The sequence below is a fragment of the Pseudomonas sp. E315 genome, from assembly GCF_055406205.1.
Window position 1 is genome coordinate 307277 of sequence record NZ_JBUZPJ010000002.1, and the last position, 14210, is coordinate 321486.

Annotated in this window: 14 protein-coding genes; 5 read left to right on the forward strand and 9 right to left on the reverse strand. The window is 57.3% G+C overall.

Translation table 11 applies throughout. From position 1 onward, the window contains the following. Positions 1 to 76: 76 nt before the first annotated feature. Positions 77 to 370 carry a hypothetical protein gene (locus ACZRJQ_RS04720; RefSeq protein WP_463977250.1) on the reverse strand — a complete coding sequence of 98 codons (294 nt, stop codon included), beginning with the start codon at positions 368 to 370 and terminating at the stop codon, positions 77 to 79. 234 nt (positions 371 to 604) lie between these two features. Here ACZRJQ_RS04720 and leuS point away from each other — a divergent pair, with 234 nt between their 5' ends. The 5 genes from leuS to ACZRJQ_RS04745 all read left to right on the forward strand — a co-directional run bounded on the left by leuS (position 605) and on the right by ACZRJQ_RS04745 (position 6633). Then, positions 605 to 3211 (forward strand): leucine--tRNA ligase, encoded by a 2607-nt coding sequence (gene leuS / locus ACZRJQ_RS04725; protein ID WP_463977251.1) that lies wholly within the window; start codon positions 605 to 607, stop codon positions 3209 to 3211. Positions 3212 to 3300: 89 nt separating this feature from the next. Further along, the gene (locus ACZRJQ_RS04730; protein ID WP_463977252.1) at positions 3301 to 3903 is read left to right on the forward strand and encodes an LPS-assembly lipoprotein LptE; all 603 of its coding nucleotides are present in this window, start codon (positions 3301 to 3303) and stop codon (positions 3901 to 3903) included. Between the two features lie 43 nt (positions 3904 to 3946). After that, positions 3947 to 4984 carry a DNA polymerase III subunit delta gene (gene holA / locus ACZRJQ_RS04735; RefSeq protein WP_463977253.1) on the forward strand — a complete coding sequence of 346 codons (1038 nt, stop codon included), beginning with the start codon at positions 3947 to 3949 and terminating at the stop codon, positions 4982 to 4984. Between the two features lie 123 nt (positions 4985 to 5107). Beyond that, positions 5108 to 5257, forward strand: coding sequence for an alternative ribosome rescue factor ArfA (gene arfA, locus ACZRJQ_RS04740; protein WP_003444166.1), 150 nt, complete (start codon positions 5108 to 5110; stop codon positions 5255 to 5257). A gap of 50 nt (positions 5258 to 5307) precedes the next feature. Beyond that, the gene (locus ACZRJQ_RS04745; RefSeq protein WP_463977254.1) at positions 5308 to 6633 is read left to right on the forward strand and encodes a lytic murein transglycosylase; all 1326 of its coding nucleotides are present in this window, start codon (positions 5308 to 5310) and stop codon (positions 6631 to 6633) included. An 89-nt stretch (positions 6634 to 6722) separates the two neighbouring features. Here ACZRJQ_RS04745 and ACZRJQ_RS04750 read toward each other — a convergent pair whose 3' ends face one another. The 8 genes from ACZRJQ_RS04750 to rodA all read right to left on the reverse strand — a co-directional run bounded on the left by ACZRJQ_RS04750 (position 6723) and on the right by rodA (position 14181). Then, on the reverse strand, positions 6723 to 7673 hold the full coding sequence (locus tag ACZRJQ_RS04750; RefSeq protein WP_463977255.1) for a S66 peptidase family protein: 951 nt from the start codon (positions 7671 to 7673) through the stop codon (positions 6723 to 6725). Positions 7674 to 7677: 4 nt separating this feature from the next. Then, positions 7678 to 8718 (reverse strand): lipoyl synthase, encoded by a 1041-nt coding sequence (gene lipA / locus ACZRJQ_RS04755; RefSeq protein ID WP_463977256.1) that lies wholly within the window; start codon positions 8716 to 8718, stop codon positions 7678 to 7680. A 1-nt stretch (position 8719) separates the two neighbouring features. Beyond that, a complete protein-coding gene (gene lipB, locus ACZRJQ_RS04760; protein WP_463977257.1) occupies positions 8720 to 9373 on the reverse strand; it encodes a lipoyl(octanoyl) transferase LipB in 654 nt (217 codons plus the stop codon). Continuing rightward, complete coding sequence (locus tag ACZRJQ_RS04765; RefSeq protein ID WP_463977354.1) at positions 9373 to 9648, reverse strand: DUF493 domain-containing protein; 276 nt, start codon at positions 9646 to 9648, stop codon at positions 9373 to 9375. The genes lipB and ACZRJQ_RS04765 overlap by 1 nt, the downstream gene beginning before the upstream one ends. Positions 9649 to 9726: 78 nt before the next feature. After that, positions 9727 to 10884, reverse strand: a complete 1158-nt coding sequence (locus tag ACZRJQ_RS04770) for a D-alanyl-D-alanine carboxypeptidase family protein (RefSeq protein WP_463977258.1) — start codon at positions 10882 to 10884, stop codon at positions 9727 to 9729. 176 nt (positions 10885 to 11060) lie between these two features. After that, positions 11061 to 12050: a septal ring lytic transglycosylase RlpA family protein gene (locus ACZRJQ_RS04775; protein ID WP_463977259.1), complete on the reverse strand. Its 990-nt coding sequence runs from the start codon at positions 12048 to 12050 to the stop codon at positions 11061 to 11063. After that, positions 12050 to 13060 carry a lytic murein transglycosylase B gene (mltB, locus tag ACZRJQ_RS04780; RefSeq protein ID WP_463977260.1) on the reverse strand — a complete coding sequence of 337 codons (1011 nt, stop codon included), beginning with the start codon at positions 13058 to 13060 and terminating at the stop codon, positions 12050 to 12052. Before mltB ends, ACZRJQ_RS04775 begins: the two co-directional genes overlap by 1 nt. A 17-nt stretch (positions 13061 to 13077) precedes the next feature. Next, complete coding sequence (gene rodA / locus ACZRJQ_RS04785; RefSeq protein WP_463977355.1) at positions 13078 to 14181, reverse strand: rod shape-determining protein RodA; 1104 nt, start codon at positions 14179 to 14181, stop codon at positions 13078 to 13080. Positions 14182 to 14210: the final 29 nt, after the last annotated feature.

The window sequence follows — 14210 nt, forward strand, 5'->3', positions numbered from 1 at the left end:
AGGCGCCTGCTTTGCCAACCCTGGGTGAATCTACCTAGATATTGTTTTACTGTCGGGGCCGGCCTTAATCGCCGCGCTACCCCTTCACTCCTTGAGCCCTGTCTTTAAGCCAGATGACCTTGGCTGTACGGGGCGCATCCGTTGGTTTGGTGCTGCCCTGCGAGCGGCTATTCGCCTTGCGCTCATTCCGGTTCAGATACGCTTTGATCAACTCGAACTCGTCACGACTCAAACCACGCAACTCCACCACAACAGGGCACTCATCACGCAATTTCACTGCCGTTTTGGCTGTATCAAGAGCCACACTCAAACGATCAATCAAACGCTCATACACCTCCGCTTTTGCTACGTTTCTTTGCAACTCTGCCATCCGTTCACCTCATTCAAAGGAAATAGATCTCCCCTGAAACAGCTTAGCTCTGCTCACAAAACCGGCGCGCTGCTGCGACCAACGGAAGGTTGAGGCAATCAGGGTTTCCCTCGATAGAGTGGGGTCATGTATGCTACGGAACTTCCTGTAACCCCTACTCCAACTTGACCGGGCAACACAATAGCCGGCGTATGTTGAAGAGGATTAGGCCACCCTTTATTAGTACAAGTAGCCATGCACGAACAATATCAGCCCCGTGAAATAGAAGCCGCCGCCCAATCATTCTGGGACAACCAAAAGTCCTTCGAAGTCAGCGAAGATCTAGGCAAAGAAACCTACTACTGCCTATCGATGTTCCCGTACCCAAGCGGCAAGCTACACATGGGGCACGTGCGTAACTACACCATCGGTGACGTGATCTCCCGTTACCAGCGCATGCTCGGTAAAAACGTTCTTCAGCCAATGGGCTGGGACGCGTTCGGCATGCCAGCCGAAAACGCCGCGATGAAAAACAACGTCGCGCCGGCCAAGTGGACCTACGAAAACATTGCATACATGAAAACCCAGCTGCGCAGCCTGGGTTTGGCCGTTGACTGGTCTCGCGAAATCACCACCTGCAAGCCTGACTACTACCGCTGGGAACAATGGCTGTTCACTCGCCTGTTCGAAAAAGGGGTGATCTACCGTAAAAACGGCACCGTAAACTGGGACCCGGTAGACCAGACCGTTCTGGCTAACGAGCAAGTGATCGACGGCCGCGGCTGGCGTTCGGGCGCGGTGATCGAAAAGCGCGAAATCCCGATGTACTACTTCAAGATCACAGCTTACGCAGACGAGCTGCTTGAAAGCCTCGACGAACTGACTGGCTGGCCTGAACAGGTCAAAACCATGCAGCGCAACTGGATTGGCAAATCCCGCGGTATGGAAGTGCAGTTCCCGTACAACGTCGACTCCATTGGCGAAGCCGGCGCACTCAAAGTATTCACTACCCGTCCAGACACCCTGATGGGCGCCACTTACGTGGCAGTGGCAGCCGAGCACCCGCTCGCCACACAAGCCGCGCAGAACAACCCTGAGCTGCAAGCGTTCATCGCTCAATGCAAAGGCGGCAGCGTTGCCGAAGCCGACATGGCGACCCAAGAGAAAAAGGGCCTGCCCACTTCGCTGTTCGTTGAGCATCCGCTGACCGGCGAAAAGCTCCCGGTCTGGGTCGCTAACTACGTGTTGATGCACTACGGCGACGGCGCCGTAATGGCCGTACCGGCACACGACGAACGTGATTTTGAATTTGCGACCAAGTACAACCTGCCGATCAAGTCAGTGGTGCGCACCAGCGCTGGCGACGAGTCTCCAGCGCCTTGGCAAGACGCCTATAACGAACACGGCCCACTGATTAACTCCGGCGAATTTGACGGGTTGGACTTCCAGGCTGCGTTTGATGCCATCGAAGCAGCCTTGACCGCCAAAGGTCTTGGTCAATCGCGCACTCAGTTCCGCTTGCGTGACTGGGGCATCAGCCGCCAGCGCTACTGGGGTTGCCCGATCCCGATCATTCACTGCCAAACTTGCGGTGACGTTCCGGTTCCTGAAGCCCAATTGCCTGTTGTGTTGCCAGAAGACGTCGTGCCCGATGGCGCGGGTTCGCCATTGGCGCGCATGCCAGAGTTCTACGAGTGCAGCTGCCCTAAATGTGGCGCACCGGCCAAACGCGAAACCGACACGATGGACACATTCGTCGAATCGTCGTGGTACTACGCTCGCTACGCATCGCCGCACTTCGAAGGGGGCCTGGTTGATCGCAAGGCAGCTGACCACTGGCTGCCGGTTGACCAATACATCGGCGGTATCGAACACGCGATCTTGCACCTGCTGTACGCGCGTTTCTTCCACAAGCTGATGCGTGACGAAGGGTTGGTCAGCTCTAACGAGCCGTTCAAGAACCTGCTGACCCAGGGCATGGTCATCGCCGACACTTACTACCGTCGCGAGGCCAACGGCTCGCTGACCTGGTTCAACCCGGCAGATGTCGAGCTGGTACGCGACAGCAAAGCCAAAGTTGTCAGCGCCATCCTGATCAGCGACGGCCTGCCGGTTGAAATCGGCGGCATTGAAAAAATGGCCAAGTCCAAAAACAACGGCGTTGACCCGCAGTACATGATCGAACAATACGGCGCCGATACATGCCGCCTGTTCATGATGTTTGCCTCGCCGCCTGATGCAAGCCTGGAATGGTCGGATTCGGGTGTTGAAGGCTCGCACCGCTTCCTCAAGCGCGTATGGCGCCTGGCCCATGCCCACGTAGGCCAAGGCCTGCCTGGCCCACTGGATATCGGCACCCTGAATGACGAACAAAAAGTCATTCGCCGCGCCATTCATCAGGCCATCAAGCAAGCCAGCCAAGACGTTGGCCAGCACCACAAGTTCAACACCGCCATTGCTCAAGTGATGACCGTGATGAACGTGCTCGAAAAAGCACCGCAAGCCACCGAGCAGGATCGCGCTTTGCTTCAAGAAGGCCTGGAAACAGTTGCACTGGTGCTGGCTCCAATCACTCCACATATCAGCCATGAGCTGTGGAATCAGTTGGGTCATGTGGGCGCAATCATTGATGCTCCGTGGCCAGTACTGGACGAGAGCGCACTGGTTCAGGACACCCTGCAACTGGTGATCCAGGTCAACGGCAAGCTGCGCGGCCAGATCGACATGCCTGCCAGCGCTAGCCGAGAAGAGGTTGAAGCTGCTGCCCGGGTTAACGAAAACGTGCTGCGCTTCACCGAAGGCCTGACGATTCGCAAGGTCATCGTGGTACCCGGCAAGCTGGTCAACATCGTCGCAAGCTAATTGGAACAGGCGCCCGCCTCAAGCGCGGGCGCCCAATAAGACCTTCCGGGCCGCACAGTCGGCCTATCTGGTTTCAACGGGAGCAACACATGATTAAACGCAACTTGCTGGTGATGGGCCTCGCTATTCTGCTGAGCGCCTGCGGCTTTCAGCTGCGCGGCACGGGTACCAACCAACTGACCCTCACTGAACTCAATGTTAGCGCCCGTAACGCTTATGGCGAAACGGTTCGCGAACTGCGTCAGGTACTGGAAAACAGCGGCGTAAAACTCACCACCTCTGCTCCTTACAAGTTGGTGCTGACCAACGAGCAAGAGACCCAGCGGGCGGCCACTTATTCTGGCCTCGGCGGTTCAGTTGAATACGAACTGACCAACGTGCTGAGCTATGACATCAAAGGTCAAAACAACCTTCAATTGCTAGACGGCAAAATTGAAGTGCACAAAATCTACCTGCAGGACACCAGCAACATCACGGGTTCCGATCAGGAAGCGTCAATGGTGCGCCGTGAAATGCGCCGCGACCTCGTACAGCAAATGGTGCTGCGCCTCGAACAGCTGACACCTGAGCGTCTGGCTGAGCTGCAACACGTTGCCGAACAAAAGGCCCAAGCTGAAGCCGAAGCCATCGAAGCCGCACGCAAGGCTGAAGAGGAAACCCCTCAGCAGTCGCCACTCGAACTGAACCAGTAAGGCATACGGGGCGCACAAGCGCCCCGTTATCTCTGCAGCCCCTATGAAACTCGCCCCCGCTCAACTCACAAAGCACCTGCAAGGTAACCTGTCGCCGATCTACATCATCAGCGGCGATGACCCGTTGCTCTGCCAGGAAGCCGCTGACGCCATCCGCAGTACCGCTCGCCAGCAAGGCTTCGATGAACGCCAAGTGTTCAGTGCCGATGCCACTTTTGATTGGGGGTCGTTATTGCAAGCCGGTGCCAGCATGTCGCTGTTTGCCGAAAAACGCCTGCTGGAGCTGCGCCTACCCTCAGGCAAGCCCGGTGACAAAGGCGCTGCGGCGCTCATCGAGTACAGCTCACGCCCCGCCGAAGACACGTTATTGCTCATCAGCTTGCCCAAATTAGATGCCAGCGCACAGAAAACCAAGTGGGGCAAAGCGCTAATTGAAGGGCCGCACACCCAGTTCGTTCAGATCTGGCCTGTGGACGCCAACCAATTGCCGCAGTGGATTCGTCAGCGCTTGTCGCAAGCTGGTTTGACGGCCAATCAGGATGCGGTCGAACTGATCGCAGCGCGGGTCGAAGGCAACTTGCTGGCAGCCGCTCAAGAAATCGAAAAACTCAAGCTGATGGCCGAAGACGGGCAAATCACCGTCCAAACCGTACAAGCGGCCGTTGCCGACAGCGCACGTTTTGATGTGTTTGGGTTGGTTGATGCCGTGCTCAACGGCGAGGCCGCCCACGCGTTGCGCATGCTTGAAGGCTTGCGGGGCGAAGGTATCGAACCGCCGGTCATCCTGTGGGCGCTTGCTCGCGAGTTGCGGGTGCTGGCCAATATTGCGCTGCAATACAGCCAGGGCACCCCGTTGGACAAGGCGTTCAGCCAAGCCCGTCCGCCGGTTTGGGACAAACGCAAACCATTGATGAGCAAAGCCCTGCAACGCTATTCAGCCCAGCGCTGGGCTCAATTGCTGATGGACGCGCAACGGATCGACGCTCAAATCAAGGGTCAGGCGCCGGGCTCTGCCTGGAGCAGCCTGAGCCGTTTGGCGCTGCTGATGTGTGGGCAACGGCTGAATCTGCCAGCGGAATAACTTCATTTATTGACGCAGCAAGCGACTAAAGATGAGGTGACAGGCGACGCTGAGCAGCCACTGGACAGATCAAAAAAACTGGCCGATGATTTGCGCGTGTTTAAACCACTGAGAGCCCATGCCATGAGCAAGCGCCCCAACAAGGCCAAATCCATCGTCGCTCAACCCCTGTTCCGTAGCCGCCAGGAACGACCCGCTAAAGGAAAAGGCAGCTACCGCCGCGAAGCCTTCCAGTCGAGAGACCGGGAGGCTTTTTACTTTCTGGCTGCCTGACGGCGAGGATGATAAGGTCTGCACCTGATTTGCATTACCTGGACCTGCGCATGCTCTTAAGTCATAAACGTCGTTGGCCGATGCGCCAACTGATCGCTGCTTCCAGCGTCATCCTTTTAGTCGCCTGCGCAGAGAAACCCACCGCAGCCGATGCTCAACCTCTGCCTGTGACGCCTGCGGCCCCTGTCGCCCCTGCGGCGATTACCAGTGCGTCCAGCACAGACAACCTCGACATTCAGCCCGCACAAAGCTTCAGCGAGTGGCAGGCTAACTTCCGTACCCAAGCCTTGAAAGCCGGGATCAACCCGCTGGTGTTTGATAACGCCTTCAAAGACATCACCCCGGACATGGGCGTGATCAAGGCCGACCGCAGCCAACCCGAATTCAGCCGCCCTGTGTGGGAATACCTCGACGGCGCTCTGTCGCCTTTGCGGGTTCGCAATGGTCAGCGTTTGCTGGAGCAAAATGCCGAGCTGTTGAGCCGCATCGAACAACGCTATGGCGTTGACCGCAAAACCCTAGTGTCGGTGTGGGGCATGGAAAGCAACTTCGGCACCTTCCAGGGCAACAAGTCAGTGATTCGCTCGCTGGCCACTCTTGCCTACGAAGGCCGTCGCCCGGCGTTTGCCCAAAGCCAATTGATCGCCGCGCTGAAGATCATTCAAGAGGGTGATATCACCCCAGAGAAGATGCTCGGCTCATGGGCAGGCGCGATGGGGCAAACCCAATTTATCCCCACCACTTATGAAACCCACGCCGTCGACTTCGATGGTGATGGCCGCCGCGATATTTGGAACAGCTCAGCTGACGCCTTGGCCTCGACCGCACACTACTTGCAAAGCTCTGGCTGGAAGCAAGGCCAACCGTGGGGCTTTGAAGTTAAATTGGCCGATGGCTTTGACTACGCGCTGGCCGATGGCACGGTGCGCAAAAACGTCAGCGAATGGCAAAAACTGGGGGTCACACTGCCCAACGGTGCAAGCGTACCGGCCAACACTGAACAGTTGAGCGCAACCCTGTTGCTGCCCGCAGGCTATCGCGGCCCAGCCTTTTTGGTACTGGATAACTTCCGGGCGATTCTTCGTTACAACAACTCGTCTTCCTACGCGCTGGCCGTAGGCTTACTGTCAGAGCGCTTCAATGGTGACGGCAAGATTATTGGCGACTGGCCAAAAGACGATCGCCCGCTGAGCCGTTCGGAACGCATAGAGCTGCAAACCCTGCTCAGCGCCCGCAACTACGACGCAGGCAATGCGGACGGCATTATTGGCGCCAATACTCGCAAAGCGATCCGCAGTGCCCAACAAGCCTTGGGCTGGCCTGCTGATGGCTACCCCTCACACAAGCTGCTTGAAAGCTTGCGTAATCAGCAATAACTGCCCCGTAGGAGCGAGCTTGCTCGCGAAGGTCGTTAACGATAACGCGTGTTTGCTGGCTGAACCGCAAGCACGCTTGCTCCTGCACGTTAAATCGTCACCTGCACCACGGCCTGCTCAAGCACCAATTGCTGCGCGTCGGCATCAAGCCGTACCAACGCGCCCATCGGCAACGTGAGGTTTGGGTCGCAATGCCCGCTTCGCCAACCGGCTAACACCGGAATACCCAACGGCTCTAGCGTCTGTTTGAGCAACCCAAACAGCGCCTGAGTAGCAACCCCGTCAAAATCCCCGACCAACACCCCGCGCAAGCTGTTGAGTTTGCCTGCCAGACGCAAATGCGTGAGCAGGCGGTCAACCCGATACAGAGGCTCGTTGACGTCTTCGATAAACAAAATGATGCCCTGCGCATCAATCTCGAAGGCCGTGCCAAGGGTCGCGCAGATCATCGACAAGTTACCGCCCAATAAACGGCCGCGAGCCGTGCCGGGTACGAGTGTGGTCAATGCAAACGCAGTTGGGTGTTCAAGCAAAGGCGTTTGTTGCCCACTGAGCATGCGCAATAAGGAGGATTCTGTCGGCGGCTGTTTATTGCCCAGCAAATCGGCGTTAAGCAGCGGCCCATGAAAGGTCACAAAGCCTGCGTAACGGTTGATCGCCAAATGCAGCGCCGTAATGTCGCTATAGCCTACAAACGGCTTGGGATTGCGCCGTACAAGCTCAAAGTCGATGCCATCAAGTAAACGTGGGCAGCCATAACCGCCGCGCAGGCAAAAAATGGCATCAACGCTTTTGTCTGCAAAAGCATTGTGCAAGTCAGCCAAGCGAACAGCGTCAGAGCCTGCAAGATAGCCATCTTTTTCCCACACACCGGGAAACACCTGCAGCTCATAGCCGCGTGCTTGCATCCATTGAGTTGCGCGTGTCAGATCAAATTCGGCGGGGCCTGCCGGGGCGATCAGACCGATCACCCCACCAGAGGGTAACGCGGGCACCGCGCTGTGAGTCTTGGACACGTGCGCGGTGAGCCGGCTGTTCATGCGATCACGCACCTACCAGCATGGTTTTGACCAGTTTGGCTTGCTCATCAGCGTGATACGAAGAACGCACCAGCGGGCCAGACGCTACGTTTTTGAAGCCCATTTTGTAGCCTTCTTCGGCGAACCAGGCAAACACGTCCGGGTGCACAAAACGCTGTACAGGCAAGTGACTACGCGACGGTTGCAGGTATTGACCCAAGGTCAGCATGTCGATGTCGTGCTCGCGCATGCGCTTCATCACTTCAATGACTTCCTCATCGGTTTCGCCCAAGCCCAGCATCAAACCGGATTTGGTCGGGATGTGCGGCATCATTTGCTTGAAGCGCTGCAGCAAGGTCAACGACCACTGGTAATCGGAACCCGGACGCGCAGCCTTGTACAGACGCGGAACAGTTTCGAGGTTGTGGTTGAACACGTCTGGTGGCTCGGCGGCGGTGATTTCCAACGCAACGTCCATGCGGCCCCGGTAATCGGGCACCAGTGTTTCGAGCAGCACATTCGGCGAGAGTTTACGGATCTCACGGATGCAGTCGGCAAAGTGCTGGGCACCGCCGTCGCGCAGATCATCGCGGTCTACCGAAGTAATCACGACGTACTTCAAGCGCAGGTCCGCAATGGCGATGGCCAGGCTTTCAGGTTCGTTGACGTCCAATGGCTTCGGACGGCCGTGGCCCACGTCGCAGAACGGGCAGCGACGGGTGCAAATGTCACCCATGATCATGAAAGTCGCAGTGCCACCCGAGAAGCATTCGCCCAAGTTAGGGCAGGATGCTTCTTCGCACACGCTGTGCAGCTTGTGCTTGCGCAGCAGTTGCTTGATACGGTCGACTTCCGGTGACACCGGAATGCGCACGCGAATCCAGTCAGGTTTTTTCGGCAGCTCAGTGGTCGGAATGATCTTGACCGGGATACGCGCAACCTTTTCGGCGCCGCGCAACTTAACGCCGGTCTCAACCTTGGAACGGGCCTCGCTGGCGCGGGCTGCACGTTCTGAGATGTCCAGCGTAGGGATCAGGGTTTGAACAGCGTCTTGCGCAGTAGTCATATCAGTCGATTCCGCCCGTCAGGGTCGTCTGCTCAGCATAGTCGAGGTGTTTGACGAGCTGCGCACGCAGCTGGACACCCACATCGGCAAATTCAATCGGCCCTGCATGATCACGTAACTGGGTCATCGCCAGCCCCGCATAGCCACAGGGGTTAATCCGTCGAAACGGTTCCAGGTCCATGTCCACATTCAGGGCCAGACCGTGGAAGGAGCAGCCATTACGGATGCGCAGGCCCAGTGAGGCGATTTTCGCGCCATCAACGTAGACGCCCGGCGCGTCGGGCTTGGCCGCCGCTGTCACGCCATAACTGGCCAGCAGGTCGATCAGGCAGCGCTCCATCCGGCTCACCAGCTCGCGCACACCAAAACCCAAGCGGCGCACGTCAAGCAACAGGTAAGCGACCAACTGGCCAGGCCCGTGATAGGTCACTTGCCCGCCGCGATCAGACTTGACCACCGGGATATCCCCCGGCAACAACAGATGCTCAGCCTTGCCTGCCTGACCTTGGGTAAACACCGGCGGGTGCTGCACCAGCCAGACTTCATCTTGCGTGTCTGGCCGATCTTTGCGCGTGTCGGTAAAGCGCTGCATTGCGAGCCATGTGGTCTCATAGTCAGCCACGCCCAGCTCGCGAATACCCAAGACCCGAGACATCACAACACCATGTGCACGAAGCCAGTGGCTCGCAATTCACTGTTGATGTTGTAAAGCTGGTCTTGATCGGTCGCAACGATGTGCAACTGGATGGTCGTGTACTTGCCATTGGTACTCTGGCGCTCATCGACACGCTCATCGTTCACCGTCGCGTGTTTCTTGACGATGTCGATGATCCGGTCCTTGTTGCCCACGCCTGTGTCGCTGATCACCTTAACGGGGTAATCAACGTTAGGAAATTCGATCTTTGGCGCCTTTACTTCGGTATCGGTCATGGCGTATTGGCCTCGTAAGCCCAGAACAACAAACATGACCCCGCGCAGGGTAGCGCGAGGCCATACAGGTGAGTGCTATCAGTTGAACATGCCGTAGAAGAATAGACGGATGCTGTCCCACACGCGTCGGAAAATACCACCTTCCTCAACCGGCTCAAGAGCGATTAAGTCGGCGCTGTGTACAACCTTGTCGTCGAGTTTGACTTCAACCTTGCCGATCACATCGCCTTTGGCGATTGGCGCGATCAGTTGCGGGTTCATGGTCATGCTTGCTGCCAGCTTTTTCAATTGGCCTTTAGGCAAGGTCATGGTCAGGTCATCGGCCAAACCGGCTTTAACTTGGCTGGTAGTGCCTTTCCAGACGGGCGCTTGAGCCAGCTCAGTGCCCTTCTGATAGAAGGTCTGGGTTTCGAAGAAGCGGAAACCGTAAGTCAGCAGTTTTTGCGTTTCGGCAGCACGGGCGACTTCACTGTTTGTGCCGAACACCACGGCGATCAAACGCATGCCATCGCGTACAGCCGAAGACACCATGCAGTAGCCTGCTTCGTCGGTGTGACCGGTTTTCAGACCATCAACGGTCTTGTCACGCCACAGCAACAGGTTGCGGTTGGGCTGCTTGATGCCGTTCCAGAAGAACTCTTTTTGCGAGTAGATCGCGTAGTGAGTCGGGTCTTCGTGAATGATGGCGCGAGCCAGCACTGCCATGTCGTGGGCCGACGAGTAGTGCTCCGGGTTCGGCAAGCCAGTCGGGTTCATGAAGTGACTGTTGGTCATGCCCAGCTCAGCAGCGGTTTTGTTCATCATGTCGGCGAACGCGTCTTCGCTGCCGGCAATGTGCTCAGCCAAGGCTACGCTGGCGTCGTTACCCGACTGAATGATGATCCCGTGCAGCAGGTCGCTGACCGACACTTGCGTGCCAACCTTGATGAACATCCGCGAACCGCCGGTGCGCCAGGCGTTCTCGCTGACGGTAACCGGATCGTTTTCACCGATCTGGCCGCGACGGATTTCCAGGGTCGCAATGTACGCGGTCATCAGCTTGGTCAGGCTGGCCGGGGGCAGACGTTGGTCGCCGTTGTTCTCAACCAGCACGTTACCGCTGCTGGCCTCCATCAAAACATAGGCTTTGGCAGCCAGCTGCGGCGGTGACGGCATCATCTCTGCTGCCCAGGCAGCAGGCGTGATGATTAGCGGGACAAGCAGACACAGGCGTTTGGCAAAGGTGGTGATGTTCATCCGTCTCTCGAAATTGTTAATGGAAACTTACCCTCACGGGCAAAAACGGGTGTGGCAGCCATTTGACTGGCTGTCGCGTATTCAGTTGCAAACCTGCCTCTCTAAGGGCTTTTGTTCTTGAACCTTGCAACTGCGTTTGGGCCTTAACGTGGTAAAGCCCAACGCTTTAATCAGTGTTACTGATCTGTGACGACGCTCGGCTGGCCAAGATTGGCCAAACGCACGCTGTTTTGCATTTGTTGCACTTCGCCGCTTGAGGCAATCGGCCCCAGTCGAACGCGGTGCAACGTTTGCTGATTGCGCACAATCGAGCTAATAAAGACCGGGGCGCTGACCATGCCACTGAGTTTGGAGCGAAGCAACTCGGCCGCGTCAGGGTTGGCGAACGCACCTACCTGTAAATAGGTCCCTTGGCCTTTGGCCAGCGTGGTCACCGGAACCACGTCAGACGCATGCTGCTGCGCGGGCGGTGTCCATTGTTCAACCTTGCCCGTTGAAACTGTAGGGCCGGGCGCATTTTGAGCCATTTTTGGCTCGTTGAGCATCAAGGGTGCCGGGCGACCCCGTTGGGCCCACCAGGCTTGTGGGTCGATACCTTCAACTTTGACCCGCGCAGTGCCGGTTTCGGCATAGCCGAGCTTTTTGGCTGCCGCGTAAGACAGGTCAATAATGCGGTCTGAATAGAACGGGCCACGGTCGTTAACCCGCAAAATCACGGCTTTGCCATTGTCCAGGTTGGTCACTTTGACGTAGCTGGGCAGCGGCAATGTTTTGTGAGCGGCACTCATTCCGTATAGGTCATACACCTCGCCATTGGCGGTGTTTTGACCATGAAACTTGGTGCCGTACCAGGACGCCGTGCCCGAAGCCACGTAGGTCTTGGACTCTTGCATCGGGAAGTAGGTTTTGCCCAAGACTGTATACGGGTTGGCTTTGTAGGGGCCCGAGTGCAGGGTGGGTGTGGCGTCAGGAATCCGCGATACATCCACATCCCACCACGGCGCACCATCTTTGTGCGCACGGTTGATGTCCAGACCCGGCGTCGAACGCACGGCGGCCGTCTTTTGCGGGGCGGTCGGCGGTGTGCTGGAACAGCTCGCCACCAACAGCGCGAGAGTCGCGCAGGCAGCTGCCTTCAAAGGTGTGCGGATCGCTAAAAACGGCATTACTTGTTGCCCCGTGCTTGAACCAGCAGGTCAGACAGCTGATGCACTGCCATGGCGTACATCACGCTGCGGTTGTAGCGTGTGATTGCGTAAAAATTCTTCAGGCCCATCCAATATTCAGGGCCGTTTTCGCCTTCGAGACGAAACGCCGTAACCGGCATGTCGTCGCGCAGCGCATCATGACTCGACCAGCCCAGCGCTCGCAACTCCCCAACGGTTTTGACCGGCTCAATGCCTTGAGTCAAACCTTCGTCAGCACGATCACCTTGCACGTCGGCGCGGCTCACCACGGGCTCACCGCCAACCCAACCATGACGTTTGAAATAACTCGCGACACTGCCAATGGCGTCGTCGGGGTTGCTCCAGATATTGATGTGGCCGTCACCGTCAAAGTCCACGGCATAGGCACGGAAGCTGCTTGGCATAAACTGCGGCAAGCCCATCGCCCCGGCATATGAGCCTTTGAGGGTCAGCGGGTCTACTTGTTCTTCGCGGGCCAGCAACAGGAACTCGCGCAGCTCCTTACGGAAAAAATCAGCGCGCGGCGGGTAATCAAAGCCCAGGGTCGACAGGGCATCAATCACGCGATAGTTGCCGGTGTTGCGCCCGTAAAAGGTTTCGACACCGATGATTGACACAATCACCTGAGCCGGAACCCCGTATTCCTGCTCCGCACGGGCCAGCACGGCTTCGTGCTCGCGCCAAAAATCGACGCCGCGTGCAACACGGGCGTCAGAGATGAAGATGGGGCGGTATTCCTTCCACTGTTTAACGCGCTCAGCCGGGCGCGAAATGGCGTCAAGGATGCTTTGCTTGCGCTGAGCCTCGCGGAACACGTCCATCAGTTGCTCGCCAGCAAACCCGTAGTCACGCGTCATTTCGCCCACAAACTCAGCCACTTTAGGTGAGCCTTCGTAGTCACCGGCCACCGCGCCTTGCGCTGCCCCAAACAGACCCAACAGGCCCATCAACGGCGCGTATCGTGCAGCCCAGCCACGCATTGCTTGCATTGAATTGTTCACCTTAATCAAACTTGCGCGATCCACTTGCGATGTGTGTGGATCGACATCAAAACCCCAAACGCTGACAGCAGCGTCACGAGCGAAGTTCCGCCGTAACTAATGAACGGCAATGGCACGCCTACTACCGGCAACAGGCCACTGACCATACCGATGTTGACGAAAACATAAACAAAAAACGTCATGGTCAGACTGCCTGCCAGCAATTTGCCGAACAGTGTCTGCGCCTGGGCAGTAATCACTAGGCCGCGACCAATCAACAACAGGTAAATCAGCAACAGCGCGCAAATACCCACCAGACCGAACTCTTCCCCCATCACCGCGATGATGAAGTCAGTGTGGCTTTCAGGCAGAAAGTCCAAATGCGACTGAGTGCCCAGCAACCAACCTTTACCAAACACACCACCCGAACCAATGGCAGCCTTGGACTGAATGATGTTCCAGCCAGTGCCCAGCGGGTCACTTTCCGGGTCAAGAAAGGTCAGCACGCGTTGCTTTTGGTAGTCGTGCATCACAAAAAACCACATGGCCACCGCCACTGGCACCGTGGCCGCCAGCACGCTGAGAATCCAGCGCCAGCGCAAGCCCCCCATAAACAGCACAAACGCGCCACCGGCCAATACCAGCAAGGCCGTGCCCAAATCAGGCTGACGCACAATCAAGGCAAAAGGCACGCCAATCAGCATCAAACTGATCGCCACATGCTTGAGCTGCGGGGGCAAGGTGCGTTTGGACAAGTACCAGGCAATGGTGGCGGGCATCAGAATTTTCATGAACTCCGAGGGCTGAAAGCGAATCACCCCCGGAATGTTGATCCAGCGCGTTGCCCCCATCGCGTTGTGGCCCATCACATCCACAACCACCAGCAACATGACCCCGACCAGATAGCCAATGGGCACCCAGCGCGCCATGAAGCGGGGCTCGAACTGGGCGATGATGAACATCGACACCAAACCGATACCAAACGAGGTGGCTTGCTTGCTCAGCAGGTCCCAGCTTTTGCCGCTGGCCGAATACAACACGAACAGGCTGCCAGCCGCGAGGGTCAGCAGCAAGATCAACAAGGGGCCATCAATGTGCAACCGCTGAAGCAGCGTGGCACGCCGACGCATCACATCCTCACTGGAGAGGATGCGATCAA